At 45.9% G+C, this 26296-nt stretch carries 31 protein-coding genes; 18 read left to right on the top strand and 13 right to left on the bottom strand.

What is annotated here, in order from left to right; all coding sequences use genetic code 11:
- Positions 1 to 8 precede the first annotated feature (8 nt).
- The gene (locus tag CSW98_RS09485; RefSeq protein ID WP_100800244.1) at positions 9 to 881 is read right to left on the bottom strand and encodes an OmpA family protein; all 873 of its coding nucleotides are present in this window, start codon (positions 879 to 881) and stop codon (positions 9 to 11) included.
- Between the two features lie 422 nt (positions 882 to 1303).
- On the opposite strand from CSW98_RS09485, the gene CSW98_RS09480 reads away from it, so the two are divergent.
- The 18 genes from CSW98_RS09480 (at position 1304) to CSW98_RS17735 (ending at position 16168) form a co-directional block, all read left to right on the top strand.
- Positions 1304 to 2119, top strand: a complete 816-nt coding sequence (locus tag CSW98_RS09480; protein WP_100800243.1) for a FliM/FliN family flagellar motor switch protein — start codon at positions 1304 to 1306, stop codon at positions 2117 to 2119.
- Positions 2120 to 2123: 4 nt separating this feature from the next.
- The gene (gene fliN / locus CSW98_RS09475; RefSeq protein ID WP_100800242.1) at positions 2124 to 2504 is read left to right on the top strand and encodes a flagellar motor switch protein FliN; all 381 of its coding nucleotides are present in this window, start codon (positions 2124 to 2126) and stop codon (positions 2502 to 2504) included.
- A 2-nt stretch (positions 2505 to 2506) separates the two neighbouring features.
- Positions 2507 to 3283 (top strand): flagellar type III secretion system pore protein FliP, encoded by a 777-nt coding sequence (gene fliP / locus CSW98_RS09470; RefSeq protein WP_100800241.1) that lies wholly within the window; start codon positions 2507 to 2509, stop codon positions 3281 to 3283.
- 10 nt (positions 3284 to 3293) lie between these two features.
- Positions 3294 to 3563 (top strand): flagellar biosynthesis protein FliQ, encoded by a 270-nt coding sequence (fliQ, locus tag CSW98_RS09465; protein WP_100800240.1) that lies wholly within the window; start codon positions 3294 to 3296, stop codon positions 3561 to 3563.
- An 18-nt stretch (positions 3564 to 3581) separates the two neighbouring features.
- Positions 3582 to 4358 carry a flagellar biosynthetic protein FliR gene (fliR, locus tag CSW98_RS09460; RefSeq protein ID WP_100800239.1) on the top strand — a complete coding sequence of 259 codons (777 nt, stop codon included), beginning with the start codon at positions 3582 to 3584 and terminating at the stop codon, positions 4356 to 4358.
- Positions 4355 to 5482 carry a flagellar biosynthesis protein FlhB gene (gene flhB / locus CSW98_RS09455; RefSeq protein WP_100800238.1) on the top strand — a complete coding sequence of 376 codons (1128 nt, stop codon included), beginning with the start codon at positions 4355 to 4357 and terminating at the stop codon, positions 5480 to 5482. The genes fliR and flhB overlap by 4 nt, the downstream gene beginning before the upstream one ends.
- An 11-nt stretch (positions 5483 to 5493) precedes the next feature.
- A complete protein-coding gene (gene flhA / locus CSW98_RS09450; RefSeq protein ID WP_100800237.1) occupies positions 5494 to 7587 on the top strand; it encodes a flagellar biosynthesis protein FlhA in 2094 nt (697 codons plus the stop codon).
- The gene (locus CSW98_RS09445; RefSeq protein ID WP_157810376.1) at positions 7580 to 8398 is read left to right on the top strand and encodes an EAL domain-containing protein; all 819 of its coding nucleotides are present in this window, start codon (positions 7580 to 7582) and stop codon (positions 8396 to 8398) included. Before flhA ends, CSW98_RS09445 begins: the two co-directional genes overlap by 8 nt.
- Positions 8399 to 8622: 224 nt before the next feature.
- Complete coding sequence (lafA, locus tag CSW98_RS09440; RefSeq protein ID WP_100800235.1) at positions 8623 to 9465, top strand: lateral flagellin LafA; 843 nt, start codon at positions 8623 to 8625, stop codon at positions 9463 to 9465.
- A gap of 218 nt (positions 9466 to 9683) precedes the next feature.
- Complete coding sequence (gene fliD / locus CSW98_RS09435; protein ID WP_100800234.1) at positions 9684 to 11024, top strand: flagellar filament capping protein FliD; 1341 nt, start codon at positions 9684 to 9686, stop codon at positions 11022 to 11024.
- A 12-nt stretch (positions 11025 to 11036) separates the two neighbouring features.
- On the top strand, positions 11037 to 11426 hold the full coding sequence (gene fliS, locus CSW98_RS09430) for a flagellar export chaperone FliS (RefSeq protein ID WP_100800233.1): 390 nt from the start codon (positions 11037 to 11039) through the stop codon (positions 11424 to 11426).
- Positions 11419 to 11721, top strand: coding sequence for a hypothetical protein (locus CSW98_RS09425; RefSeq protein ID WP_100800232.1), 303 nt, complete (start codon positions 11419 to 11421; stop codon positions 11719 to 11721). Before fliS ends, CSW98_RS09425 begins: the two co-directional genes overlap by 8 nt.
- A gap of 4 nt (positions 11722 to 11725) precedes the next feature.
- Positions 11726 to 12775, top strand: a complete 1050-nt coding sequence (locus CSW98_RS09420) for a flagellar hook-length control protein FliK (RefSeq protein WP_100800231.1) — start codon at positions 11726 to 11728, stop codon at positions 12773 to 12775.
- 14 nt (positions 12776 to 12789) lie between these two features.
- Complete coding sequence (locus tag CSW98_RS09415; protein WP_100800230.1) at positions 12790 to 13272, top strand: flagellar basal body-associated FliL family protein; 483 nt, start codon at positions 12790 to 12792, stop codon at positions 13270 to 13272.
- A 7-nt stretch (positions 13273 to 13279) separates the two neighbouring features.
- The gene (locus tag CSW98_RS09410; protein WP_100800405.1) at positions 13280 to 14038 is read left to right on the top strand and encodes a FliA/WhiG family RNA polymerase sigma factor; all 759 of its coding nucleotides are present in this window, start codon (positions 13280 to 13282) and stop codon (positions 14036 to 14038) included.
- Positions 14023 to 14880 carry a flagellar motor stator protein MotA gene (gene motA, locus CSW98_RS09405; RefSeq protein ID WP_100800229.1) on the top strand — a complete coding sequence of 286 codons (858 nt, stop codon included), beginning with the start codon at positions 14023 to 14025 and terminating at the stop codon, positions 14878 to 14880. Before CSW98_RS09410 ends, motA begins: the two co-directional genes overlap by 16 nt.
- Positions 14880 to 15830, top strand: coding sequence for a flagellar motor protein MotB (locus tag CSW98_RS09400; RefSeq protein ID WP_100800228.1), 951 nt, complete (start codon positions 14880 to 14882; stop codon positions 15828 to 15830). Before motA ends, CSW98_RS09400 begins: the two co-directional genes overlap by 1 nt.
- Positions 15831 to 15874: 44 nt before the next feature.
- Positions 15875 to 16168, top strand: a complete 294-nt coding sequence (locus CSW98_RS17735; protein WP_100800227.1) for a hypothetical protein — start codon at positions 15875 to 15877, stop codon at positions 16166 to 16168.
- Between the two features lie 85 nt (positions 16169 to 16253).
- Here the strand turns inward: CSW98_RS17735 and CSW98_RS09390 are convergent, their stop codons facing one another.
- Genes CSW98_RS09390 through flgB form a run of 12 tightly spaced genes read right to left on the bottom strand, consistent with a single transcriptional unit; the run spans position 16254 to position 26261 of the window.
- A complete protein-coding gene (locus CSW98_RS09390) occupies positions 16254 to 17300 on the bottom strand; it encodes a hypothetical protein (protein ID WP_157810375.1) in 1047 nt (348 codons plus the stop codon).
- A gap of 6 nt (positions 17301 to 17306) precedes the next feature.
- The gene (gene flgL, locus CSW98_RS09385; RefSeq protein ID WP_100800404.1) at positions 17307 to 18206 is read right to left on the bottom strand and encodes a flagellar hook-associated protein FlgL; all 900 of its coding nucleotides are present in this window, start codon (positions 18204 to 18206) and stop codon (positions 17307 to 17309) included.
- A gap of 23 nt (positions 18207 to 18229) precedes the next feature.
- Positions 18230 to 19603 carry a flagellar hook-associated protein FlgK gene (flgK, locus tag CSW98_RS09380; RefSeq protein WP_100800225.1) on the bottom strand — a complete coding sequence of 458 codons (1374 nt, stop codon included), beginning with the start codon at positions 19601 to 19603 and terminating at the stop codon, positions 18230 to 18232.
- A complete protein-coding gene (locus CSW98_RS09375; protein ID WP_443083664.1) occupies positions 19600 to 20118 on the bottom strand; it encodes a rod-binding protein in 519 nt (172 codons plus the stop codon). Before CSW98_RS09375 ends, flgK begins: the two co-directional genes overlap by 4 nt.
- A gap of 38 nt (positions 20119 to 20156) precedes the next feature.
- Entirely contained in the window at positions 20157 to 21278 is a 1122-nt protein-coding gene (locus tag CSW98_RS09370) for a flagellar basal body P-ring protein FlgI (protein ID WP_100800223.1), read from the bottom strand.
- Positions 21278 to 21952 carry a flagellar basal body L-ring protein FlgH gene (gene flgH / locus CSW98_RS09365; RefSeq protein ID WP_100800222.1) on the bottom strand — a complete coding sequence of 225 codons (675 nt, stop codon included), beginning with the start codon at positions 21950 to 21952 and terminating at the stop codon, positions 21278 to 21280. Before flgH ends, CSW98_RS09370 begins: the two co-directional genes overlap by 1 nt.
- Positions 21953 to 21978: 26 nt before the next feature.
- On the bottom strand, positions 21979 to 22764 hold the full coding sequence (flgG, locus tag CSW98_RS09360) for a flagellar basal-body rod protein FlgG (protein WP_100800221.1): 786 nt from the start codon (positions 22762 to 22764) through the stop codon (positions 21979 to 21981).
- 28 nt (positions 22765 to 22792) lie between these two features.
- Entirely contained in the window at positions 22793 to 23524 is a 732-nt protein-coding gene (locus tag CSW98_RS09355) for a flagellar basal body rod protein FlgF (protein WP_100800220.1), read from the bottom strand.
- Positions 23525 to 23550: 26 nt separating this feature from the next.
- A complete protein-coding gene (gene flgE, locus CSW98_RS09350; RefSeq protein ID WP_100800219.1) occupies positions 23551 to 24747 on the bottom strand; it encodes a flagellar hook protein FlgE in 1197 nt (398 codons plus the stop codon).
- 44 nt (positions 24748 to 24791) lie between these two features.
- Complete coding sequence (gene flgD / locus CSW98_RS09345; RefSeq protein WP_100800218.1) at positions 24792 to 25460, bottom strand: flagellar hook assembly protein FlgD; 669 nt, start codon at positions 25458 to 25460, stop codon at positions 24792 to 24794.
- Entirely contained in the window at positions 25460 to 25894 is a 435-nt protein-coding gene (flgC, locus tag CSW98_RS09340; protein ID WP_100800217.1) for a flagellar basal body rod protein FlgC, read from the bottom strand. Before flgC ends, flgD begins: the two co-directional genes overlap by 1 nt.
- Positions 25895 to 25898: 4 nt before the next feature.
- On the bottom strand, positions 25899 to 26261 hold the full coding sequence (flgB, locus tag CSW98_RS09335) for a flagellar basal body rod protein FlgB (protein ID WP_100800216.1): 363 nt from the start codon (positions 26259 to 26261) through the stop codon (positions 25899 to 25901).
- Between the last annotated feature and the right edge of the window lie 35 nt (positions 26262 to 26296).

Here is a 26296-nt window from a genome sequence, read left to right as displayed (position 1 = left end):
TATTCCACCTATTCCCTATCATCCGTCGAACGGATAACTCTGATGGTTACCCTACGGTTTTTCGCTTTTCCCTGCTCAGAATCATTACTGGCTACCGGATAGCGGGCACCATGAGACCTGACTTCAATAAGCTCAGAATGAACTCCCGCTTCATGCAGAATACTGGCAACATCATCGGCCCGGACACGGGAGATCTGCAGGTTACCTATGGGTGAACCAACATTGTCTGTGTGACCGTCGATCAAAATAGCGGATACTTTTTTATCTAGCTGAACATACTCGGCCAGATGCAATAACATCACTCTCTGCTCAGGAGTAACACTTCTCTGTCCCAGCTGATAATTCAGTTCCATATCTCTGGCTTGCTTATATGACAATTCAGGTAGCTCAGCCCGGCACTGATTAAACCGGGCCATAGATTTACTACTGTTTACCGTCGGGAACTGAATAGAAAAAGGATGTCCACCAGAAACAGATGTCAGTTGCAGCCATGCTCCCTGAGACATAGCAGAAATCAGCCCTGAGACTGATTGATGAAAAGTGATTCTGTGCTTATTGATTGATGCTGACTGGCTGACCAGTTTTTTATGACTGATGTCCAGATAAGGCTCTGACAATAAATAAATCTGAGCATTTTCAATAGGCTGAGGCAGAATAAAACTGGTAATTTCAAGGCGAATCTGGTGGTCAGGTTCAGCAATAATTTCTATTTTCCCAATTTTTTTTACTTTTTGATTTAATAAACAACGAAAGTGGTCGCCTTTATATTCCCACTGTGAAATATCCATAGGAATAGTTATATCTTTTGCTACTGAAAAATCAGAATAAAAGTTTAACACCATAATGGATAACATAGTTAAAAACGCATTATTATGAAACATAATACATTATTATTCCTAAACCAATATGCCGACAATCAGTCCATTTCTATAAAGAAAAATGAACAAAATTGACAAGCAAAAATAGACAACATTTAAATCAAGTCACGATCTTAAGCTAAATAAAAAATCTTATAATTATAAAAACGAGCATGACAGAAAACAGTTCGGTAACTGATCTGTTTTACACCATTAGACATTTCAAACGTAACATTGCATTAATTTTGTGACAAAAAAAGTCTGCGTAAGCGTTAAAATTTATTTCGTGGATAGAGATCACACTTTCAAAAAATGAGCCAATTAAAAACATATTGAACAGGTTAATCTCCAAATCCGCAATAAGTATTAACAATAAAAAACAAGCAACCTCATTAAGATAACGAAATGTTAATTTTTTTTTAGAATAGTGTTTTAAGTATATTCATATGAAGCTATCAACCAAGTTGGACGCAAACATTACCAATATTGACATTGAGCTATTGGGTAAACCCATCAATGCAATAAAGGATGAATTGCACGATATTTTATTTAAAGCAACATTAGATATTACGCATACATTACGTACATGGTTAAAAGAGCCTGCAATAAAAATATTGTTTAGCGGAATGACTATCCAGGTATCTGATAAAAAAGAATATTCTCTCAAGTCTGCCGTGCTTAGACATACGGACGGTGGCCTGCTACGTACACACATGCCTTCCGCCTTACTCATGCGCTTATCTGACTGTTTCTATTCAGCGGATGTTGTTCGTAAACCAAGCGATGACAGTACACAAGAAGATCCGCTGACCAGTAGCGACCTGCGCCTGCAACACCGTATCGCTAAGTTAATAGCTTCATATATTGCCCCTGAAGATATGTGGTACCAGATTGATGCAATAACAGGGAGAGATATCAGTCTGAGAGCTGAATTTACCATCAGTCTGAAAGATTTTTCTGGCGTACTCTGCCTTGATCTTGACAGTTCATTGGTGCAGACCCTGATAGATGAACTCGATCTTTCCCCCTCGAAAGCACTCAAAGAAAAGTTTGCTAAGGCATTAGTGGATACCCCGGTAAAACTCAATACTGTGCTATGTCGTAAAACTTTATCTCTGGATGAGGTACTGAAACTACGGCCTAACGACATTATTAACATAGACCTGCTTTCCAGTATGCCTGTTAGCATCGGTAAGGAACGCCTGTTTAACGGGCATATAGCGGAACAAAACGGACAACTGGTATTAATTCTGAAGGACTAACCCTATGAGCAACGTCAACGAACAAACTACATTTCACACCGATGATTTGATGCTCGATGAGCTGGAACTGGAGCAATTTGGTCACGGTGGAACCGACGAGTCAGACCCAATAACCAACACACCAACAGCAAGAGATTTAAGTTTCTTCCATAAAATTCCGGTAAACGTCACGCTGGAAGTATCCAGCACCGAACTTTCCCTTGGTGAACTACTGAAGGCCGGAGAAGGCAGTATTATAGAACTGGATAAGCTGAATGGTGAACCGCTGGACATAAAAGTAAACGGCTCTCTGATGGGACATGCCGAAGTCGTCGTCATTAATGATAAATACGGGATGCGTATTATTGATGTCATAGAATCACCGCTTGATTCTATAGGCAACTGACTATGAAACGTCTTCTCCATAAGTTTACGCCCTGGATGTTAATACTTCTGGGGGGAGGAGCTTTTGTTTTTTGCAACTCAGCCATATCAGCTCCACTGGGAGAGAGTGGTAGCCTGTCGTTTCTGACAGTTACAGACGGTCAGACTGAGCAAGCCTATAGTGTGAAGTTGCAAATACTGCTACTGATGACAGCCCTGAGTTTCATCCCTGCATTTCTGTTAATGGCAACTTGTTTCACCCGAATCATTATTGTACTGGCCATTTTGCGTCAGGCTCTGGGTTTACAACAGAGCCCTCCCAACAGGGTGCTGGTCGGGATCACTCTGGCGTTGACCATTTTGATCATGCGTCCTGTCTGGAGCAATATATACACTAATGCCTTCCAACCCTATGACGCTGGAGAGATCACCCTTCTTCAGGCTATGAGTACGGCCGAGAAACCCGTTAGGGAGTTTATGCTGCGTCAGACTCAGCAAACAGCGCTGGAACAGATGCTACGCATTGCAAATGAACCTCTGGATCAGCATGTCGATGACATCTCTTTTGCTGTTGTATTACCGGCATTTGTGATCAGCGAACTGAAAACTGCATTTCAGATCGGCTTTATGCTGTTTATTCCATTTTTAATCATCGATCTGGTTGTAGCCAGTGTACTTATGGCGATGGGTATGATGATGCTGTCGCCACTGATTGTTTCATTGCCGTTTAAACTGGTGATTTTCGTGCTGGTCGACGGATGGGCAATGACTGTGGGCACTCTTGCAGCCAGTTTTGGCTAAGGTACTAACGATGACTCCGGAACTTGCTGTCACTCTGATATCCGATGCTGTCTGGCTCATTATTAATATTGTCATGGTTCTGATTATACCGGGGTTACTGGTTGGGCTTGTGATCGCTATATTTCAGGCGGCCACTCAGATCAATGAACAGACTCTGAGTTTTTTGCCCCGCCTGATCGTCACTCTCCTGATGGTTATCTTTACCGGACACTGGATGCTCGGAAAGTTAATCGATCAGTTTGATTACCTGTTCCATAACATTCCGGGCATGATCGGGTAAGGTCTAAGGTAACACACCATGGAAATCAGCTTCTCAACCATTAATGTCTGGCTGGGTCAGTTCTGGTGGCCTTTCTTTCGTATGGGGGCAGCGGTACTTGCCATGCCTTTTTTCGGTGATGCCCTGATCCCCATTTGGGTCCGAACCTTGCTGGTATGCTCTCTGGTTGTTATCACCGCCCCTCTGATGCCAGCTATGCCAGAGATCGATCTTTTATCTTTTTCTGCAATTGCTCTGGCATTTGAACAAGCCATATGGGGGATCCTGTTTGGCTTAATACTGCATCTGCTTTTCACCGTTCTTACCATGCTGGGACAAATCGTCTCCATGCAGATGGGGCTGGCTATGGCTATCATGAATGATCCGGTTAACGGATTATCTGTTGCTATTCTGGGTCGAATGTTTCATCTCTTTTCCCTGCTGTTATTTCTGGCACTGGAAGGACATCTTCTGGTTATAGATATTCTGATACAGAGTTTCAGCATCTGGCCTGTCGGCTCCGGCTTCTCCGGACTATCCATACAAAATATCATCAACATGGGAAGCTGGATGTTTACCGCCTCACTAGCATTAGCGCTGCCAGCAATTGTATCCATGCTACTGGCGAATATCAGTTTTGGTGTAATGAATCGGGCAGCTCCCAGCCTGAATGTCTATGCTCTTGGTTTTCCCATGACCATGCTACTCGGGCTATTCAGTGTACTTATCTCTGTCAGCCATGTTCCCGCACGTTATACCGAGCTGGTACACGTCACACTAAACCAGTTATATCTCTATATTCAGGGGGGCGCATGAGTAATCAATCCGCTCAGGACAAAACCGAAAAAGCTTCACCGCAAAAGATAAAAAAAGCTCGTAAAGAAGGACAGGTTCCCCGGGCAAAAGAGCTGACGACAGCGCTGGTGTTTATCGGCGTTATGTTTTTTTTCTATTTCTATACGGAGAATATCTGGCAGAAGCTGGCTGGGGTATTTCGTCTTAATATGAGTCTGACAGCGTCAGATCTGGATAATCCCTGGCAAACCATAGAACATCTGGGTAATTGCCTGGGAATGATCATTGAACTTCTGCTGCCACTGTTTTCCATCATTCTTATCATCGCAGTAGCCAGCAGCATGGTACTGGGCGGCTGGTTGTTTCATCTTGCAGGCGTCTTTCCCAAACTTTCCAAACTCAACCCGCTCTCAGGCCTGAAGCGAATGTTTTCTACCCGCTCTCTGGTTGAACTCATCAAATCAGCTCTAAAAGTCAGCGTTATTTTCACCCTGCTGTATATCTACCTGCAACATCATCTGGTTGAGTTGCTCAGCATGCAGTCGATGCCTTTCAGAGAAGGCGTTATTACTATACTGCAAATCCTGTTTAACGGTGTTCTGATGCTGGGAACCATTCTGCTTCTATTTGGTTTAATCGATATTCCCTACCAACGCTGGGAACACATGAAACAATTAAAAATGACAAAGCAGGAATTGAAAGAAGAATTTAAAAACAGTGAGGGACGCCCGGAGATAAAACAGCGTATTCGTCAGGTACAGCAGCAGATGGCACGACGAAAAATTGAGAGAACCGTCCCAGATGCCGATGTAGTAATAGTTAACCCCACCCACTATGCGGTCGCAATTAAATATGAGCCGGCGATATACGATGCGCCTTTTGTCGTGGCAAAAGGCATTGATGAAGTCGCAATGCATATTCAGAAGATAGCCAGAGAAAATCAGGTTGAAATTGTCAGTTCTCCCCCCCTGACTCGTTCCATTTACCACACGACTCAGATAGAACAGGCAATACCTAACCAGCTTTATGTGGCAGTCGCACACATTTTAACCTACGTATTGCAACTGAGAGCGTCCAGAAAAGGTCAGTGCCAACAGCCTCATCCTCTTCCGGCCTTTGCAATACCGAAACATTTACAGCACTAACGGAACAACAGATGCTTAACTGGATACAGACATTTAAAACAACCGGCAAAGGCTATGCAGGTATTCCTATTGTCCTTCTGATGATACTGGCTATGGTAATACTACCATTACCGCCACTATTACTGGACGCCTTGTTTACCTTCAATATTGTACTGGCCATTCTGGTATTACTGGTCAGTACGACGGCTAAACGCCCGCTGGATTTCTCCGTTTTTCCGACGATTCTGCTGATCGCTACGCTGATGCGGCTGACACTAAACGTTGCATCCACCCGAGTGGTGTTACTGAATGGTCATAACGGAGGAGATGCAGCCGGTAAAGTGATCCAGTCCTTTGGTGAAGTGGTCATTGGTGGTAACTATGTGGTGGGTATGGTTATTTTCATCATACTGATGATCATCAACTTTGTGGTTATAACCAAAGGGGGAGAAAGGATTTCAGAAGTCGCAGCCCGCTTTACTCTGGATGCTCTGCCCGGCAAACAAATGGCCATTGATGCTGATCTTAACTCGGGACTTATCGATCAGAATCTGGCAAAACAACGGCGTAAAGAAGTCGCGAATGAAGCTGACTTTTATGGTTCTATGGACGGGGCATCAAAATTTGTCCGCGGAGATGCCATTGCCGGTTTAATGATCCTATTCATAAACATCATCGGCGGGGTCAGCATCGGGGTCTTTGAATACGGACTTCCTGCTGCGGAAGCATTCAGAACTTACGCTCTTCTTACCATAGGTGATGGTCTGGTAGCCCAGATCCCGTCACTGTTACTGGCAACATCTGCCGCCATCATCGTTACCCGCATCAATGACAGCGATGAAGATATGGCACAGTCGATGCGCAGACAACTGCTTGCCTCACCGGCCACGCTATTCACCGTTGCTGCCGTTATGCTGATCATTGGTCTGGTTCCCGGAATGCCTCACCTGGCCTTTTTCACATTTACGGCTGTTTTAAGTTTTGCCGGCTGGAGACAGATACATGCTCCTGGTCATGGTCAGCAACTGGATGAAATACAGAGCATTTCGGATGCAATGCACTATGACGAGAGTCAGACACTAAGCTGGAATGATATTCCTCACGTTCACAGTATGTCGCTGGCACTAGGTTTCCGTCTGGTTCATCTGGTGGATAAAACACAGGGAGCCCCCTTGTCTCAACGTATCAGGGGGATTCGAAAGAGTCTCTCAGAACAGGCAGGATTTCTGCTTCCGGAACTTAGCATCCGGGATAACCTGAGCCTGAAACCCAACCAATACACAATTTCAGTAAATGGTGAAATCATTGAACAAGGCTTGATTGAGCCTGACCGGTATATGGCCATCGCCGTAGGAGATACTTACGGGGAAATAGACGGTATTCTTGGCAGTGATCCGGCATACCAGTTACCGGCCGTGTGGATTGAATATCAGAATAAAGCTAAGGCACTGAACATGGGCTATCAGGTTGTGGATGATGCAACTGTCATAGCCACCCATATCAGTAAGGTAATGAAGAGCCACCTGAACGAGCTATTTACTCACGATGATGTTGAACAGATAACTCAGCGACTGGCTCATCAGGCACCAAAACTGGCAGATGCTCTTAACAGTGCCCTGAATCCGGCACAACAACTTAAAGTATATCGCCAGTTACTGCTGGATCAGGTACCGCTCAAGGATATCCGGACCATAGCGAATACAATGCTGGAAAGTTCTGAAAATACCAAAGACCCGATTCTTATTGCAGCCGATGTACGCTGCAGCCTCCGCAGAACACTGATCAGCCTGCTGAACGGAGACAAAAAAGAGCTAAACGTCTATACCCTGTCTAATGAACTGGAACAGACCCTTCTTGCCTCCCTGCAGCAAGCTCAGGCAAGCGGACCGATTATGCTGGACAGTTTCCCGGTCGAACCCAACATTCTGAACCAATTCCAGCAGAATCTACCAGTGGTTCGCCAGCAACTAAAACAGCAGGGTAACCCTCCGGTACTACTGGTCATGCCTCAGTTGCGGCCACTATTGTCACGCTATGCCCGGACATTTTCCCGTGGACTGGCTGTACTGTCCTATAACGAAGTTCCTGAAAATAAACAGATAAATGTGGTAGGTAACCTTGGATAACGAACTAAGAAGTCAGGCATTATATAACTATGTCATGCAACAACTCCCGTCTGAAGCAGAAATGCCGGATGATGAGCTGTTGCTTGAAGCATTCAGGCATAACGATGTGCGCCATGCCTGTCAGCCGATCCGCCACATCAATACAGACAGAGTCATTTACCAGCACCTGACACTACGCTACGGTAGTGACGGTGAACAGAGTCTCTACCGGTTTAATTCATCAGAAAAAATGAAGTGCTTTCTGGATCTGTACAGTTTTTATCTCTCGATTCATCAGATCAGTTTCCAGTTGGAAACCCTGCACCCCGATGTGATTAATAGTCTGGTTATTCCCCTGCGGGCAGAAACCTTTTCCCATCCTGCCACCCAAAATTTCATACATAAACTGATTCATAGTCATCGTCAGGCTCTGAATCAGATTATTCCTACTGTTCAGATATTTAGCACAGATTTGGATCTTGTTGCTCTGAATTCTCAGTTACATGCACTGAGAGAATACTGTGCCGAACTCTGGTTTGATATCAAGTCTCCGACCCCTTATCTGGATCAACTGACATTACTCAGTCCGACAACCATTAAAGTTTCTCAGCCACTGTTGGACGTATCTTCACGGGTTGGACTGGTTCCTATTGTTAAGTACATTCGCAGCCATCACCTGACATTGGTTTCCGGACAGGTCAACACGCAGAAGGAACTGAACCAGCTGAAAAAACTGGGAACCACATATTACTTTGGTTATATCAGTGACATTCCTATTTCCTATTCTTTTCACGGTCCGGTGGGGCGGTTTAACGAAGCAGAAAAAAAATAACCACCTCTATTTATAAACATTTTTTCTCAGCCCGGATTTTCCGGGCTGAACATTAAATAAAGTATCGAACCGGCATTTACATTTTAGAGCAATATCACACTTCTTCTTCCTAATAAAAAAAGCACTTTTTTTTTCCGTTTTCTGATTAATTCTTCAGTAAATACATCCGCATAGTGTAGGTGACTAGGAACCAACCTCAGATAGATTTTATAAGGAGAACTATCATGGCTCTTTCAATGCACACTAACTATGCATCACTGGTTACTCAGAACACACTGAACAATACATCTGAACTGCTGAACACTGCGATGGAGCGCCTGAGTACAGGTTATCGTATCAACTCAGCGGCTGACGATGCTGCCGGTCTGCAAATCTCTAACCGTCTGGAAATGAACTCTCGCGGTATGAGTGTCGCCCAGCGTAACGCTCAGGATGGTATCTCTATGCTACAAACCGCTGAAGGTGCTTTCGATGAAGTGACCAATATTCTTTATCGTATGAACGACCTGGCGACTCAGGCAGCAAACGGCACCAACTCAGCAGATGATAACGCAGCACTGAATGCAGAGTTTGCTGAACTAACCAGCGAACTGGATAACATTATGAGTAACACTACCTATGCTGGTGAAACTCTGCTGACAACCAGCGGTATTAAAGCCGGTGGTCTGACTCTTCAAATCGGTTCTTCCGCATCTGAAACACTGGATCTTGCCACTACGGTAGACTCAGGCGTAGGTGCTGCATTTGATAACCTGGTTGCAGGTTATACCGGTATCGATACTCAGGCAAACGCCAGTACAACAATGGGTGAACTTTCTGCTGCTATCGATTTGGTCGGCAGCGCACGTGCTGGCCTGGGTGCAACGATGAACCGTCTGGATCACACTATCACAAACCTGGGTAATATGATTGAGAACACCGATGCTGCAAAAGGACGTCTTACTGATGCAGATTTCGCAGTAGAAACCTCAAACATGACTAAGAACCAAATGCTGATGCAAGCAGGTACTAACGTACTGTCACGTACTAATCAGCTATCCAGCCTGACCATGTCTCTGCTGGGCTAATCCAGGATAGACGTTTTTATAAAAAACCTCCCGTGCGGAGGTTTTTTTATTCATCGTCCAGAGGAACAACGGAAAACAGAGACGGAAATCAGGAGGAAGAAATACTTCCTCCCCGCTCGCATTTAGCATTATAAGCACATGAAATTTAATGAATTTATTTTTTATTCATCTGGCATGTTACTTGCGTTTACACCAAAGGCTAACTGAGGAGTCTGACAATGAGCACAATTGATCCCGCGACCATGGCACAGCAACTGGCGACTTACGATATTCAGGGATTCCAGACCCGCTATACAACTCAGCAAACTGAGTATGAAGATGAACTGGAAGCACTGAATAATATTGAAACCGCTCTGGAAGCATTCCAGACAGCAGTCAATGAGATGAACACCAGTACCAGTACCGTTCTGAAAAATTCAGCAACCGTCTCTGAAGAAGGATACTTTACCGCAAGTGCAGATGCGAATGCACTTTCCGGCAGTTATCAGGTTTTTGTTCAGCAGGTTGCCACCGCTCATCAGATGTCAATCGGTATGCCAGACACCCTGACTTCCGATACGGAGATACCAGCAACCGGCTCTCTGGATTTTTCGATGAACGGAGAAAGTTTGTCTATCGATCTGTCGGCAATTGATGCCAATGGAGATGGTATTAACACAGTTTCAGAGCTCGTCAATGCTATCAATAATGCAGATGAGAATCCTGGTATTAATGCCACACTGGTCAGAAGCGATGGTATCACTCATTTCATGCTCAGCAGCACTGAAACAGGCACAGAAAATAGTATCACTGCGACAACAAACGGCACCGGAGAAACCTGGTTTGAAGATGCCATTGCCTCTCAGACAGATATCACCGTTCCGCAGGATGCCATCATCTGGCTGGGCGCAGAAAATACCGGTCTGCAACTAAGTAACAGCTCAAACACCTTCAGCAACGTGATTGATGGCGTTGATCTCACAGTAACTAAAGTTCAAACAAGTGGTGATGCATCTATTGCGACTACGATTGAAATTGATGAAGAAGGCAGTAAAGAGCAAATCAATAATCTGATTAATGCTTATAACACATTGATATCCACGATTGATAAATATACCGGTTCAGGGGATGAAGACACCGACAGAGGCATTCTGGCAAACGACAGTATGATTCGTTCTGTTGAAAACAGAATCAACAGTCTGTTCCGCTCACAATATGAAGGCAGTTCCCTGATGGATATTGGCCTGAGTATCGACCGGAATGGCAAACTCACATTAGACAGTGATCGCTTCGAAGAGGCTCAGAAAAATAACAGCGCAACACTGGAAGCCATGTTCAATGGTGACGGTAACCTGTTTGACTCTATCGATGATGTTATTGAGCCATTCGTCAAATTCTCTACAGGCTTGTTCAGTTCCCGTAAAGATTCCATCGAGCAGAATATAGACCGGATAGATGACAAGCTGGAAATTCTGGAACGTAAATACAACACCTCTTACCAACGTTACCTGACCCAGTTTACCTATATGAACAGTCTCATTACTCAAATGGATCAGACGTCCAGTCTGTTCTCTGTATAAAGGAGCTTAATAATGCTAATGCATGATTCAGGATATGGTTCCTACCAGCAAACCAATTTGGATGCTCAGGCAGCTTCTGCCACCCCACATCAATTGGTTCTGATGCTAATTGACGGTCTGCTGGATGAAATGATCCGTGCTAAAGGCCATATCAGTGCCAACCGTCTGGCAGAAAAAGGCCAGAGTATCAATAAATGCATGAATATCCTTATTGGGCTGGACAGTGCTCTGGACATAGAAAATGGCGGAGAAATTGCAGTTAACTTGCATGATCTTTACGAATTTGTACAAACGGAACTGTTCCGGTCCAGTGTCAATAATGACATCAGTCATATTGAAACCAGTGAAAATATCATCACCACCATTCGAGAGGGATGGAAAGGGTTTAGCCAACATGCATAACCTAACCCCAAACACTCTAAAGCGCTATGCCAATCAGCTTTCTATCGCGGCACAAAACAAGGACTGGATCCAAATCCAAGATCTGGATTTACAACTTCGCCCATTACTAAAACAATGTCAGACCATTTCTTTATCTCCGGCAATGAAACTCGAACTGCGCTTTCTGAAAAAAAGTCATCGGCAGGCCTACGAAACATTATCAGAAGCTAAAGCACATCTGGATAACCAATTGAGCAACTTTTCCGAAAACAAAGAGCGTCATCTGGCTTACGAGATGACTATGAATCTGGAGTGATGTTATGGGAATGAGTATTCCGAATCCTTCTCAACAAATAAAGCCAGCACCAATACTGTCCGCGGATAAAGAGCAGATCCGTCCGTCTTTCTCTTCACAGGACAACACTGCCGGGCAAGAAACGCCGGCCGGGTTCACTCTGCACCTGCCAGAGATTATCCCTTTCCCGGAAGAAAACCTAACCCGGCAGACAGAACAAGCTACCGATATTCACACTAAACCCGAGGCGGAAGACAATATCGATGGCCCCCTCCTTGAGTTTGCCGATATCAGTCAGCCGCATCAGCAGGAAATGTCTTCTTTTTTCAGGACAGGCCACCTGCCGAACTCAGTGACAACTGAACTTGTCACTCATCTGCATTCAGAGTCATTCAAACATCAGACAAGCAGTACCGAATCTTCTTTGGATAAGCTGTCTTTCAGCAGCCAACTGCAGGAAAAACCATTTCTACTGACAGCAACATCTTCCGAAAAACCGGGTGATTTTCTGCATTCACTCAAAGAAGTCACCTCCATCAGTGCAGCAATTTCGGGATCTGAGATCAAAAACCTATCTTCGATGATGCAAACTGTCTCTCTTCCAACCGGCACGACAGCCGCAGACAAACCCGCCTGGGCCAACATACAGATAGATACAACTCAGGGAAAATGGGGAGAACAGATGCTTCAGGTATTGCAGGATCGCGTATCCCTACAGGCAAACCAGAAAATGCAAGAAGCACATATCCGTCTCGACCCACCTGAACTGGGCAAGCTGGAATTACTGGTTCGCGTGGATGGAGACAAACTGAATATCCAGATAAATGCCAACCACGCCCAAGTTCGGGAAGCCTTGCTTCAGGTCTCCGAGCGTCTGCGTAGCGAACTGCAGTTACAGCAATTCGTTCATGTTGATGTCAATATCGGTGCCGATACTTCCGGTGGTTCTTCATCCCGGCAATTCAATAAAGAAAGCGATGAATCGTATCGTGTCACAGCAGCAGTAACAGACACCGACAGTGACACCACTACACCCGCTAATACTTCTGACCACTGGCTATCCACCAGCGCATAGTAAGGAACTCATTTATGTCTAAACGTACTACTATTGTTCTTTGTATTTTCATGCTGCTGAGCAGTATTCTGGTATCAGCAGGAACAGTTGTCCTGACCAGCAGCTACCTGCAGAACCCGGATGGGTTTGCATCATTATCTTTCGTTCCGGATATGCTGTCAGGGTCAGAAAAACCGGAAGAGAAGCCAACCTTTCACTCCCTTGAAAAATTGGTACTTGGTGTAAAAGGCAAACGTCAGACTCATTTCATCATGCTGGAAATTGCCGTTGAAACCCGCCAGCCAAAACATATTGAAGACATAGACAGTTATATGCCGGTTGTCCGCAACGCTCTGCTCAAGATGTTCAGTAATAAAACTTATGAAGAACTACAGGAACAGAAAGAAATAGATTCCCTGCAAAATGAAGTCAAATCAACACTGCTTACAGCTTTTGCAAATACACATTTTGTCAGAGATATCGATGATGTCATCCTGACCAAATATGTTATTCAGTGAGGCTGAAATGTTTGATACTTATTCAGTGTCCGATTATCAGGCAGGGTCTGACTATCAGCCAGCTCATTACTCTGCAAACATTGACGAAAACCAGCTCATTAAAAAGCATCTGATTATTGTCAAAAGAATAGTCAGCCAGCTTAGCTGCCACTGCACGCCTCACTGTAGTATTGAGGACATGCAACAGATTGGACTCATGGGGTTACTGGAGGCCGGACGCCGCTATGGTAATGTGGAAGACCCTAACTTCCCTGCATTTGCCGTTTGTCGTATACGCGGTGCAATACTGGATGAATTGCGCCGTCTGGACTGGCGCTCGAGACAGACAAGGCAACAAGCACACGAGCTAAATGATGTTACCCGGGATCTAACCAAAAAGTTAGGACGACAACCCAAAGAAGCCGAAATCATTGCAGCACTCGGAACTGATGCAGAAGACTTTCATCAGCGTCAGTTAGCCAGTATGGCCAGTGAAATGCAAAGTTTGGATCAGCTACTGGAAAACGGGGGCGATTACGGTTTAACCGAGAAATACAACAGCATAGAGCATGAACAAATACGACAAACCCTGAACGTTGCACTTTCCAGATTAAATCCGCGTGAACAATTACTTATGACTCTTTTCTATCAGCACGAAATGAACCTGCATGAAATAGCCATGGTATTGAATCTAACACCGCCCCGAATCTGTCAGCTCCATAAGCAGGCATTAGAACAACTGAATCAATATCTTTCCACTCAGGAGTCCCCATGCAAAAGTTCATAGGTATTTTCATTATCATCATCTGTGTGTTCGGAGGATACCTCTGGGCAGGAGGCAACCTGAATGCTATCTGGCAACCAGCTGAAATGCTGATTATTACCGGAGCAGCCATCGGCTCAGTTATCATTGGTAATCCCCCTCATGTGCTCAAAGAAATGCGAAAACAACTGAAAACGGTTATCAGTGCCCGTAAAGAAGAAGCTAAGTACTATATGGAACTGATGGCTCTGATGCAGATTCTGCTGGAAACCGTACGGAACAGCGGGTTTAAATCTCTGGATTCGCATATTGAAGAACCACAAAACAGTGATATTTTCAGCCGCTTTCCACTAATAAAACAGGACGCTCATCTGGTTGCTTTTGTTACGGACAATTTACGTTTAATGGCAATGGGACAAATGTCGCCTCATGAACTGGAAGGACTTCTGGAACAGGAAATCCATGCCATTGAACAGGATCTTCTACTGCCTTCAAAATCATTGCAGCGTACTGCAGAAGCACTACCCGGATTTGGTATTCTGGCAGCAGTAATGGGGATCATTATTACGATGCAGTCTATCGACGGTGCTATTGCTATGATTGGCTACCATGTTGCAGCGGCTCTGGTCGGTACATTTCTTGGTATTTTTGGCTGTTATTGCCTGTTGGATCCAGCAAGCAACTCAATGAGTCAGAGAGTAAAACGCGACATGTCCGCCTATGAATGTGTGCGGGCAACTCTGGTAGCCTATCTGGCAAAAAAACCAACATTGCTTGCGATTGATGCCGGACGTAAACATGTTCAGCTGGATATCAAACCCAGCTTCAATGAGATGGAGAAATGGCTGGCTAGCCAGGAGGCGTAATGCAGAATCACGAACAAGTCGTTTTCAAGCGTACCAGCCGGAACCGGCATGATGAACATCATGGTGGAGCATGGAAAGTCGCATTTGCCGACTTTATGATTGCTTTAATGGCTTTATTTCTGGTGTTATGGCTAATATCGGTTGTCGATCAAGAGGAACGAGAGGCTATTGTTTCCTACCTCAACAGCTCCAGCATCTTCGACGGGCAGGCTGGCAACCCTTTTAATACAGCCAGTAGTATGCATCCTATTGACTTCGGTGGTTCAGCTAACGACCTGAGTACCCACAGTACGGTAGTAACCACCGCATCCTTTTTTAGCGGAAACGGAAATGGTCCAGAATCGGATGCTCTTATACCGGGTACTTACGATACTCAGGAACAGCTCGCCATACTGGCCAAAGTGATTAAAGACATGATTGCTCAGATATCGGCTCAGGGTAATGTTACTGTCGAAGTCACTCCTCAGGGGTTACGCATTGTGCTTCAGGATGACTACAAACAGCAGATGTTCACACGAGGAGAATCTGAACTGACCCCGTATTTCGAGGATCTGTTACTGGCTCTGGGGCCGGTTTTCCAGCGAGTAGAGAATCCCCTGATTATCAGCGGCCATACTGATGCAACCCGTTATAACGGACGCCACAGTATATCTAACTGGGAACTTTCTGCTTCACGGGCAAATGTTGCCCGCCAGACACTGCTGTCTGGTGGTATGCCAGACGAGAGAGTGCTGCAGGTTACGGGCATGTCTGATCGTGCACTTCTGAATGAAGAGGTTCCTGCAGCCAGTGAAAACCGCCGTATAGAACTATTTGTACTCACAACCCCGACAGCTCAAATCATAGATACGCTGTTTGGCCGGAAAAACGCAGACAATGCACTGGAAAAAGCCAAACAGCAGGCTCACTTTAATCAGCCGGTTCTTCGCCGCGAGCGGGAAGCAGGGTAACCGGGACACCCGGTACCCTGAACTGCATAAAAGTAACGCTATCTATGCCTTATCTGTCAATTAACAGTCGTAAACCCGATTTATTACAGAAAGTATTTGCCTGGCTGGTTGTCATTGATTATCTACTGCTAAGCACATTTCTGCTTAAACTCAACAGCCTCACACTCAATGCAGGTGTAAGCATAAGCATACTCTTGGTTTTTTATAATATACTGCTGACATTTCTCTGCTTCCGGCGAGCTCGGCGTGCTGAAGACTTTTATACCGTGTATCCGGTTTTGTCTGCCACTCTTCTGGCTTTTGTCCTATTTCTCTATTTCTTTTTTATGCTTCCCTAATCTCCTAATAAATAAAAAACCTGATGGATAAAAAAAAGGGAGCACTAAGCTCCCAAAAAGTGGCAAATCGTTATGTCAGTAATCGCTACATCAATAATGCAACAACGGTTTGTCTATGGACATTGGCCTGAGCAGACAACGTCTTATAGGTTGAGGTAAACCCATCCTCATCCAGATGAACGGTAGCCAGTCGATCTGCAACACTAGCCTGTTGTGCTTCAGAATCAATACCTTGCAGAACAGTTTCACTCAGTTGCTTCTGATAGCTCTTGATATCGTCCGAGTTTTGCTGAACCTGACGAAGATACGAGTTAACTGATGCCAAAGTCTGACGTACGGAATCTCTGTCTTTGAGTACGGGTGTTAAATCTTCCACGCCTTGTGGATTAGGCTGAACCCGGACCAGATTAGGCTGCCCAGCCGGATAACGGTGTCCCTGGCCGGTCACCATCACTTGCTGTTGCATCTTCTGGTAGGAAGACTCTCTGGCTGAAAATAAAATCTGCCCGGAAGCATCCGCACTGACCCGAACCCCTAAAGGCAGCAGATCCCGATCCATACGCTGCATCAATATATTGTTATTCGTGTCTGGGCTAAACTGCAATATTGCCGTTCCCTGAGCAGGAAATTCAACCCTTAATCGTTCTTCCTGCTGCCGGTGACGTTTCAGATCCACCCCGGGAATGGTAAATGTCCGGGTTACTTCACCCTCATACTGAACATTAAGCTGAGCATCCAGAACACGCCGTCCGTCAACCGTTGCAGCATTAAGGATCTGCCGAATAGAGCGGGTATGTTGTTCGACTCTTGTACTGACAACCGGTAATGTAATACTTGTCGTTGCCAGAGACTGAGTCAATTCCCGCTTCATCTGTTGCAACGCTCTCCCGACCTGACCCAAAGCCTGACTGGCAACCTGAGAGGTTGTCACTTGTTGCTGACTCCGGAGTAACACAACCCCGGAAGCAGAATAACTACCGGCGGCAGAACCTGTAGTACGGGGGGCGTACATCCGTTGTGCAGACGTTGTCTGACTACTGACTTGTGGCGACGGTGCTATCGTCGCCTTATGCTGCTGCTCAGTTAACTGAACGTGCTGAGAGCGGAGTTTTACTGTTGAATTCACTAACATTTCTCTCTATATCCGATCAAACAGAGAAAGCTCCGAAATTTTCATATAACTCGCCTGTGTCGCTTCCAATGCAGCCTGATAATCAGATAAGCGAACGGAGGCTTCAGCATAATCAAGCGCACTGATGTCACTCGTTACCTTATCAACAAACAGTTTATTGTCAGCATGGCTGTCATCAAGAAGATCCAAGTTATTATGCAACCCACCGATTTTGGTAAGCCCGCCCAGCACGTTATTAACCGTCTGGTCAATGGCTGCAAGCGTACTTTCCACTTCAGCATCAAATACCGCTGTCGGATTCTCAAACTCTGCAATCATTCTGTCCAACTGATCCAGAACGTTGTTGCCAGCCCCCAGATCAAACATGTCCTGAGCAGTCAGATTGGATTGCATAGAGATCCCTTTTGCAACCGTAACCATACGCTTGTCCGCATTACCATCAAGATTATAACCCGCCGCAGAAGAGGAAATTGCCGGTACATCAGTCTGAGTGCCGGAAAACAGATAGTGCCCCTCTTCATCGCTGCTGTTAGCAGAAGAAACCACCGCTGATTGCAGTTCCCGTAACTGAATAATGATCCCTTCGCGGTCATCATCACTCAAGGTACCATTGGCTCCCCATAAGACTAAATCCCGGGTGCTTTGAAGACTGGAATTGATTGCTGTCAGTCCGATTTCCTGAGCGGAGAGTGTCGTCTTTACATTCTGAATATTATCCTGATACTGTGAAATAGCGCTGGACTCACGCTCAAGATTAACTAATTTTACGGCTGTAATAGGATCATCCGACAACTTGGTCAGCCGATCCCCTGTCGACATCTGCTGCAACACTTGCCCCAGACGACTGTTATTGGTTTGCAAGCTGTTCAGCATAATCTGACTCAGTTGCCTGTCACTGATTCTAATCATTACTCTTTCACTCCCTGCAGTCAGAACAGCTGCAATACGGTATCAAACAACTCATTGGCAGTACTGATGACCTTCATATTCGCCTGATAAGCATTGGAATAAACCATCAGGTTCGCCGCTTCTTCGTCTTCATTTACAGCACTTAAACCATCCCGAACGGCGATGGCCTGCTGGTACAGTGCGCTGGCCGCAGTATCATCAGAACTTGCCTGCCGGGCCTGTATTGCCGTCTGGCTGATCATGGATGCAAATGCATCATGTGCACTGATGTTACCGTACCCGGAGATGATAAGTGGCGTATTGCTGCTATCGATTAACTGCTGCAGAACTTCATTGTTACCCGGAGTACCATCCACAGAGAATGCCAGCTCTTCAGCAGTAATCGCGGTGATCTCAAGACTTGCAGCCGGATTGGCGGCGTTATAGGTGAACAAAGGCTGACCCGGATTTCCGTTTAGATCCTGTCCTGATGCCAAAATAGAGTTCAATTCATCAGCCAGCTCAGCAGCCATATCATCCAGCGCCTGATAAGCCGGAACCAGAATGTCTGTCTGATACTGACTGATGGCTCCAATCTGACCACCGGCATCACCGGTAACGACAAACTCCTGGCCAGAAAATTCAACAAACAGATCCGCAAGATAAGGGTCACTGGCATCCGGTACAGCTTTCAATTGAGCAGCACCATCCCCCAGTACCAAGGGCTGACCCGTTGCAAGAGTCACCTGTAGGGAACCATTCTGTTGCTGAGTCGTACGTATATCAACCAGAGACGATAACTCTTCAATAAGAAGATCCCTCTCGTCTTCTAATAAAGCCGGATTAGCACCACTACCTTGCATCTCTACTATTTTGCCATTAACGTCAGCGATGTTCTCTAACAGGCTGTTTGCTTGCGCAACTGCCGCCATACGTTGTTCACTGAGATCCCGATGCTGAGAAAGCAGCGATTCGCTCAGCGTACTGAAACGGTTTGTCAGTGCTTCAGCCTCATTTAATACCTGCAGCCTGAGCGGTGAAGATTCAGGCTCAACGGAAGCATCGTTTAGTGCTGCATAAAAATCATCCAGACCGGCACTGATACTGAAAGCATCCGAGCTGAGCATAGTTTCCAGTTCGCCCATGCTGGCAGAGAAGTTCTCCGTGAATGCTGCCTGACTTCCTGTCAGCCAGGTCTGACGCACAACATACTGATCCGTTACCCGGCGAATACCGGTAATTTCTACACCATTACCGCTCGTTAGCCCCGTATACTGATATGCACTAACCGCTGCCATATTCGCCTGCTGCCGGCTGTACCCCGGAGTATTGATATTTGCAACATTCTGAGAAGTTACATCCAGTGCAACCTTATTTGCATTCAATCCCGACAAAGCAATATTAATAATACTCATAGCGGTTCAGTCTCCATATTTCTCAGCAAAGGCTGCTGAAAAGCAACACATTCCGATAAAGGCCCGGCCCAGTCAGGCCGTTCCGCTAACGGAGTCTCTGGATATAAGGCGTCAGATAGCATCTCATTATTAAGTCTCATCTCTTTCTGTTGCCTGTTACTTACTTCGGTTACAGTCATCACCTCATTCGCCGGTTCAACCATTTGTGCTACCGCCTGATATTGTGCCGGACTTAGCTGTTTCACCAACATGTCAGCAATACCACCACGCTGTTTACCCGCTAGCTCAATAGCCATCTGGCCATCATAAAAATCACGGTATACCCCCTGTTCCTTACTGGAAAAAGGCGAATCATCCGCAGAAAGTACGTCACTTGCACTGCGCATCTGCTGCAATACCATTTGTAAAAACATGGCTTCAAACTGACCTGCCACCACTTCCAGATTATCTTCCTGATTCTGGTTATATTTCACTGTCGTCAGTGCACTGTTATCGTGGTACAAAACAGCATTCATAGCCTGTTCTGAATTAGCGTTTAGTTTCACTGTTTCTCCTAAATCGTAATCAGTTCAGCATTAAGCGCTCCGGCTTCATCCAGCGCTTGTAAGATGGACATAAGATCATCCGGTGTTGCCCCCAGACTATTGACTGCATCGACAATAACTCTCAACTCCGTTCCTTCCGGCCAGATATACATCTGAGCCTCTTCCTGATTGATTCCAACCTGGGAACGGTTGACAACCTGAGTCTCACCTTCACCAAACGGGTTAGGCTGACTCACCTGATCGGCTTCGGTAATGGTAACCGTAAGATTGCCATGACTGACGGCAGCTTCACTGACTTTTACACTTTGATTAATCACCACGGTCCCGGTACGGGAATTGAAAATAATCCGTGCAGGTTTGCGTCCTTCCTCAACGGCCAGCTCTTCCAGCATGGACATCATAATTACCCGCTGATCGGTATCTTTCGGAGCCTTAACCTCAACCCTGCCCTTGCTGACAGCCGTTGCGACATCCGGACCAAAAGTATTGTTGATTTTTCGAACAATATTCTTTGCAGTCGTAAAGCTCGCTTTTTTCAGGTTCAGACTGATCTTATCCTTGCTGTTAAAATCAGAATGAATCTCCCGTTCCAGCGTCGCCCCTCCGGGAATACGTCCTGTGGTTGGCGTATTGATAGTGATCTTTGAGCCACTGCGTCCTTCTGCTGTAACCCCACCGACAATCACATTTCCCTGAGCAACAGCATAAACTTCACCATCCACCCCTCTGAGAGGCGTCATTAATAAAGTTCCTCCCCGCAGACTTTTCGCATCACCAATGGAAGAGACGATGATATCCAGAGTCTGACCCGGCCCAGCCATTGGAGAAACCGATGCGGTCACACTGACTGATGCTACGTTTTTCAATTTAGGGTCCGTACCTTCTTCAATCTGAACCCCGAACTGGCGCAGCATATTAGTGATAGATTGACTGGTAAACTTAACCTGATTGCGGTCACCATTGCCATCCAGACCAACCACCAGACCATAACCCACAAGTTGGTTGTCCCGAATACCCTGAACATCAACCAAGTCCATTAAAGGACGGGTATCATCAGCTTTGACCTGTGGCGTAATAAAAGAAGACCATCCGCAAATCAAGAGCAGCACATAGTGAGAAACAAACTTCATTAAAAAGGCATCCATGGACTGTTAAAGAACTGAGACAACCAGCCGGCGCTGTTACTGTCAGATAAGGCTCCTCGCCCCGAATAGGTGATACGGGCATCAGCTATACGCTGAGAAGAAACCTGATTGTGCCTGTTTACATCATCAACCCGGACAATTCCCGTCAGACGAATAAATTCATCACCCTGATTCAGACGAATCCACTTTTCTCCCCGAACCCGTAATACCCCATTGGGTAACACTTCGTGTACCGTGACTGTTATCGCACCTTCAAGCTTATTTCCCTGTGACGAAGAAGAGCTGCCGTCAAAAGCACGATCAGCAGAAACACCAACGCCTAAACCACTCACAGCATGTCCGCCTATTTCCGGAATACCGAAGTCAACAGAAGAGTTTTTTCCATACTGAGTATCGGCCTGCTTACTTGATTCAGTTTCTTCATCCAACTGGACAGTAAGAATATCGCCGTTGCGAAAAGCGCGCCGATCACGAAACAGAGTCATCGCAAAATGATGTCGATACAAACTGCCGTTTTCTGCTTCTGGCAAAGAGTAATCCACAGTCGGTGGTGCATACGCCTGATCATCAGGTTTAGGCGGAACAAAATCAGGATGACTAACACATCCGCTTAGTACCACGCTAATAAGCAATAAAAGTCCGGCTGAGAACTTTTTCATAACTGTTACCTTATCTGTATCAGGCTTTACACAGACTGAGCGACAAACTTCAGCATGTCATCCGCTGCTGCAACGACTTTGGCATTCATTTCATAAGCTCGCTGAGTTGTGATCATATCCACCATCTCTTCAACGACCTGCACATTAGAACCTTCCAGCGCCCCTTGCTTAATACTGCCGACGCCTTCCGTCCCCGGAACCACTTCATCTGCCTGTCCGCTGGCCTCTGTCTGACGGAACAGGTTACCTCCAATCGCTTCCAGACCGGCTGGATTAATAAAAGAGGCCAGAGTAATCTGCCCCAGTTCCTGAGAATCCGATTCACCGCTAACAACGGCAGTGACCGTTCCGTCAGTCCCGACCGAAACACTGGTAGTACCATCCGGAATTTGAATCTGCGGCTCAAGCGGTAATCCCTGGCTATTCACCATCAAGCCTTCTGCATTCACATGAAACTGACCATTACGGGTATAGACAATTTCACCATCAGAGTTTTCGATCTGGAAAAAACCTCCCCCCATGACAGCCATATCCATTTCCTGAGTTGTGTTCTGCGTTGTTCCCTGAGTAAAGACTTTTTGTGTCCCTACAACACGGACTCCACTTCCTAACTGAACACCTGTCGGGAGGGTATTCATTTCATCAACCTGAGCACCGGGCTGACGCTGAATACTGTAGAACAAATCTTCGAAAACAACCCGGTCACGTTTAAAACCAACCGTATTGACGTTTGCCAGGTTGTTGGAAATAGCAGTCATTTTTGTATCCTGTGCCGCCATTCCGGTTTTACTTACCCATAATGCAGAGTGCATATCCCTCTCCTTTATCTCTTTTCAGTTCTTATCTGCTGCTCATCAGGCGATTTCCGGCTTCAGCCAATGTTTCTGCCGTTTTCATTGCCCGTACCTGCATTTCGAAATTACGCGTCAGAGACATCACTCCCACCAGTTCCTCGATTGCAGACACGTTACTGCCTTCAAGGTGTTCAGGAGCAACCTGAACAGCAATATCGACAGGAAATGCCCCCCCCTGCACGTTATGCAGCAGACCGTCACTTTCTTTCTGTAGCTGATCAATTTCCGGATTCACCAATTTAATCTGCCCCACGTTGATCTGTGCTCCCCCCCCTGGAGGAACCACTGTCACCATGCCACGGCTGCTGATCTCAACACTCTGATATTCAGGCAGCACAATAGGACCACCATCCGCCATAAGAGCAAAACCGTTGACACGCATATTTCCGTCCTGATCAACACGGATATTACCGGCACGGGTATAGGCTTCATTGCCATCCATTGCCTGCACAGTAAAGAATCCATCACCATTAACAGCAATATCCAGTGCTCGCCCTGTTTTAACCAGGTCACCATTGTCAAAACGGGTTGAAGCAGAGTTAGTAACCACCATTGTGCGTCCATCAAATCCAGTTCCAGGAACCGTAACACTTTGAGCTCGCTCCATATCAGCCCTAAATCCGGCAGTATCCGCATTTGACAAATTATTCGAGCGGACATGTTGTGCCTGCAGCACCCGACTTGCGCCACTGCTGGCGGTATACAATAAAGCATCCATAAAAAGACTCCTGACTCTCTTTGCCGCTACACAGCGTTAAACAATGCCTGCATCAGTTGGTCCGCTGTCGAAATGGTTTTGGCATTAGCCTGATAGTTACGCTGAGCTGTCATCAGACCAACCAGCTCACTACTCAGGTCAACATTCGATCCTTCCAGAGCACCGGCTGACAAATCACCAAGAGTGCCACTTCCCGGGGAGTTGATTATGGGTTCTCCAGAGCTGTAACTTTGCATCCAGGCTGTTCCGTTACTCTTAACCAGACCTTGAGAGTTAGCAAAATCAGCCAGAACTACCTGCCCCTGCAGCAAAGACTCACCATTGGAATATGCGGCATACACCATACCGTTATCTTCGATACGAATACCGGTAAGTTCACCCGAAGTGTAGCCATTAGGGCTGTTAGTACTGACATTAAAATCGGAACCGAACTGGGTACTTCCAGTGAGACTGATATCAATACTCATGGCATTAGCCCCGGCAGCCGGAAAACCGATAGTAAAACTGCCGGCTGGTGTTAGTAATGAACCGTCAGTATCGAACGTTACCGTCTCTGTCGCGACCGTACTGCCGCCATCAACCTGAATGTTCACTTCCCAGTTATTTGCCGCTGTTTTAGTAAAATATTGAGTTACGGTATGCGGGTTCCCCAAAGAGTCATACACTTTAGAGGTATAAGATGAGTTGAAGCTGTCCGTATCTGTCGGATCAAACGGCGTTACCGCTGTATCTATCTCAGTGGCGCGCGAATCAAAATTGGCTATAAAATCAAGACGATTTGTTGCATCGGCTGCGAGTGATGCGGTACTAATACTTAAATCACCCACACTGCCGGTATACAAAGCAGAACCATCGGCCGTCGCCGCATATCCTTGTAGCTTCAACCCCGTATTGCTGATAATGTTATTGTCTTTATCGGTACCAAACACCCCGGATCGGGTATACAACGTTTGGCCGGAACTGTCTCTGGTGACAAAAAATCCGCTGCCGTTAATCGCCAGATCCAGAGAGCGCCCTGTTGTTGAGACTGAACCATTTTCATCAAAATTTTGTGAAATACTAGCTACTTCTACGCCACCAGCCTGCATGCCGTTATAGACAGCCGCAAATTCTGTTCTTGATTTTTTAAAGCCGGTCGTTGACGAGTTAGCAATGTTGTTACTGATGGTATTGATCTGACTATTGGTCGCATCCAGACCGGTTAATGCAATATCAAAACTCATAAATTCCTCTTTATCAGGCTGTGACAGCCTGCTTGTTATTCCGGTTAACCACCAAACTGGCTGATTTCATAAAATGGTACACTGCCGACACCGGCAACATTGACCAACGCAGAACCACCATTAGAAGGCACGGTTACCTGAGATATTTCCCCGGCCAGCAAGATATCGGCGGTTACACCATCTTCCAACTGAGCAGTAATGGTGTAGCTGCCGGCAGCCAAATCCAGCGCTTCCGGATCAAGGGTAAAACTGACTTCTCCTGCAGCCTGAGGCCCCAGAGAAACTTTCGTCACTTCTCCATAAGCGTCCTGAATCAGCAGATTGACCGAGTCCGAAGCACTACTCAGAACCAGTTTTCCATTTTGTTCATTCTCTACCAGTTCAACAGTGTCAGCACTGACATAGACAGTTTGTCCAACCAGACCTGCGGTCGTCAGTACCTGCATGTTGTCCATCAGCACCAGATTGTTCTGCATCAGTGTCGCCATATTTTCGGTGCTTTCCACCTGAGAAAACTGTGCCAACTGGCTGACATATTCCGCACCATCCATCGGATTCAGCGGATCCTGATTCTGGATCTGGGCCACCATGAGTGTCAGAAATTCATTTTTTAGTGAATCTGCATCATTGGCATTTCCTGCCACACTAAGCTCTGCTTCTGTCGTAGAAACAGGAACATCCATCGCAAGAGCATCAAATTGTGCAATAGTCATTAGCTACCCTGCCCTAAGCGAAGCAACCCCTGCTGCATACTTTTTACATTGCTCAAAACTTCCACATTCGTTTCAAAACTGCGGGTTGCTGACATCATGTCTGCCATTTCAGCTACCACATCGACTCCCGGGTAGTACACATAACCTTCGTCATTCGCCAGCGGGTTATTTGGCTCAAAACGCTTTTCTGCTTCTTGCGTGCTCTGCACAACATCCACAATCTGTACCTCAGCATTCGGAAAAATATTGTCACCGGCAGACAACTGAGAGTTGCTGTATACAGTTGCAAATACCGGCTTTAGTGCCTTATAGGCATCCTGAGGGTTAGCAGAGACGGCATCAGCATTAGCCAGATTACTGGCAACCGTATTCAAACGTACCGTCTGAGCTGTCATCGCAGAACCGGCAATTGAATAAATATCAGTAAAAGCCATTGGATTAACGTCCTTCTATCGCTTTCGCCAGCCCCTGAAATTTCATGTTCAGAAAAGTCAGACTGGTTTGAAAGTCCATACTATTTTGGGTAAATTTTGCTTGCTCTACGCCCAGTTCCACGGTATTTCCATCACGGGAGTTCTGATAAGGCATTGAATACTTTGAAGTAATATGCATTCTCGGTGGAGGCGTATCCACTTTGCCCGGAGAAACACTGGTCATTACCGTGTCAAAACTTAAGTCTTTGGCAAGGTAGCCTGGCGTATCCACATTTGCTAAGTTACTTGCTATGATCTTTGTTCGCTGAACCCTGAAATTCAGAGCATCTGGATGAACGCCCAGTGCGTTATCAAAACTGATCGCCATGTAAATACCTTGATTCCGATTAAATATCAGAACAG

The organism is Vibrio sp. HA2012 (assembly GCF_002812955.1).
Taxonomy (GTDB): domain Bacteria; phylum Pseudomonadota; class Gammaproteobacteria; order Enterobacterales; family Vibrionaceae; genus Vibrio.
This window is presented reverse-complemented; position numbering and strand designations above follow the sequence as displayed.

Excerpts from the sequence above, each read along its gene's own strand:
- CSW98_RS09415 (WP_100800230.1), top strand. The coding sequence starts at position 12,790 with ATGTCTAAACGTACTACTATTGTTCTTTGTATTTTCATGCTGCTGAGC.
- CSW98_RS09375 (WP_443083664.1), bottom strand. The coding sequence starts at position 20,118 with ATGAATGCTGTTTTGTACCACGATAACAGTGCACTGACGACAGTGAAA.
- flhA (WP_100800237.1), top strand. The coding sequence starts at position 5,494 with ATGCTTAACTGGATACAGACATTTAAAACAACCGGCAAAGGCTATGCA.
- fliD (WP_100800234.1), top strand. The coding sequence starts at position 9,684 with ATGAGCACAATTGATCCCGCGACCATGGCACAGCAACTGGCGACTTAC.
- CSW98_RS09410 (WP_100800405.1), top strand. The coding sequence starts at position 13,280 with ATGTTTGATACTTATTCAGTGTCCGATTATCAGGCAGGGTCTGACTAT.
- flgE (WP_100800219.1), bottom strand. The coding sequence starts at position 24,747 with ATGAGTTTTGATATTGCATTAACCGGTCTGGATGCGACCAATAGTCAG.
- flgH (WP_100800222.1), bottom strand. The coding sequence starts at position 21,952 with ATGAAAAAGTTCTCAGCCGGACTTTTATTGCTTATTAGCGTGGTACTA.
- motA (WP_100800229.1), top strand. The coding sequence starts at position 14,023 with ATGCAAAAGTTCATAGGTATTTTCATTATCATCATCTGTGTGTTCGGA.
- CSW98_RS09420 (WP_100800231.1), top strand. The coding sequence starts at position 11,726 with ATGGGAATGAGTATTCCGAATCCTTCTCAACAAATAAAGCCAGCACCA.
- fliR (WP_100800239.1), top strand. The coding sequence starts at position 3,582 with ATGGAAATCAGCTTCTCAACCATTAATGTCTGGCTGGGTCAGTTCTGG.
- flgC (WP_100800217.1), bottom strand. The coding sequence starts at position 25,894 with ATGGCTTTTACTGATATTTATTCAATTGCCGGTTCTGCGATGACAGCT.
- flgB (WP_100800216.1), bottom strand. The coding sequence starts at position 26,261 with ATGGCGATCAGTTTTGATAACGCACTGGGCGTTCATCCAGATGCTCTG.
- flgK (WP_100800225.1), bottom strand. The coding sequence starts at position 19,603 with ATGAGTATTATTAATATTGCTTTGTCGGGATTGAATGCAAATAAGGTT.
- fliN (WP_100800242.1), top strand. The coding sequence starts at position 2,124 with ATGAGCAACGTCAACGAACAAACTACATTTCACACCGATGATTTGATG.
- CSW98_RS09370 (WP_100800223.1), bottom strand. The coding sequence starts at position 21,278 with ATGAAGTTTGTTTCTCACTATGTGCTGCTCTTGATTTGCGGATGGTCT.
- fliP (WP_100800241.1), top strand. The coding sequence starts at position 2,507 with ATGAAACGTCTTCTCCATAAGTTTACGCCCTGGATGTTAATACTTCTG.
- CSW98_RS09355 (WP_100800220.1), bottom strand. The coding sequence starts at position 23,524 with ATGGATGCTTTATTGTATACCGCCAGCAGTGGCGCAAGTCGGGTGCTG.
- CSW98_RS09425 (WP_100800232.1), top strand. The coding sequence starts at position 11,419 with ATGCATAACCTAACCCCAAACACTCTAAAGCGCTATGCCAATCAGCTT.
- CSW98_RS17735 (WP_100800227.1), top strand. The coding sequence starts at position 15,875 with ATGCCTTATCTGTCAATTAACAGTCGTAAACCCGATTTATTACAGAAA.
- CSW98_RS09485 (WP_100800244.1), bottom strand. The coding sequence starts at position 881 with ATGTTTCATAATAATGCGTTTTTAACTATGTTATCCATTATGGTGTTA.
- CSW98_RS09390 (WP_157810375.1), bottom strand. The coding sequence starts at position 17,300 with ATGTTAGTGAATTCAACAGTAAAACTCCGCTCTCAGCACGTTCAGTTA.
- flhB (WP_100800238.1), top strand. The coding sequence starts at position 4,355 with ATGAGTAATCAATCCGCTCAGGACAAAACCGAAAAAGCTTCACCGCAA.
- lafA (WP_100800235.1), top strand. The coding sequence starts at position 8,623 with ATGGCTCTTTCAATGCACACTAACTATGCATCACTGGTTACTCAGAAC.
- flgG (WP_100800221.1), bottom strand. The coding sequence starts at position 22,764 with ATGCACTCTGCATTATGGGTAAGTAAAACCGGAATGGCGGCACAGGAT.
- fliQ (WP_100800240.1), top strand. The coding sequence starts at position 3,294 with ATGACTCCGGAACTTGCTGTCACTCTGATATCCGATGCTGTCTGGCTC.
- flgD (WP_100800218.1), bottom strand. The coding sequence starts at position 25,460 with ATGACTATTGCACAATTTGATGCTCTTGCGATGGATGTTCCTGTTTCT.
- CSW98_RS09400 (WP_100800228.1), top strand. The coding sequence starts at position 14,880 with ATGCAGAATCACGAACAAGTCGTTTTCAAGCGTACCAGCCGGAACCGG.
- fliS (WP_100800233.1), top strand. The coding sequence starts at position 11,037 with ATGCTAATGCATGATTCAGGATATGGTTCCTACCAGCAAACCAATTTG.
- CSW98_RS09480 (WP_100800243.1), top strand. The coding sequence starts at position 1,304 with ATGAAGCTATCAACCAAGTTGGACGCAAACATTACCAATATTGACATT.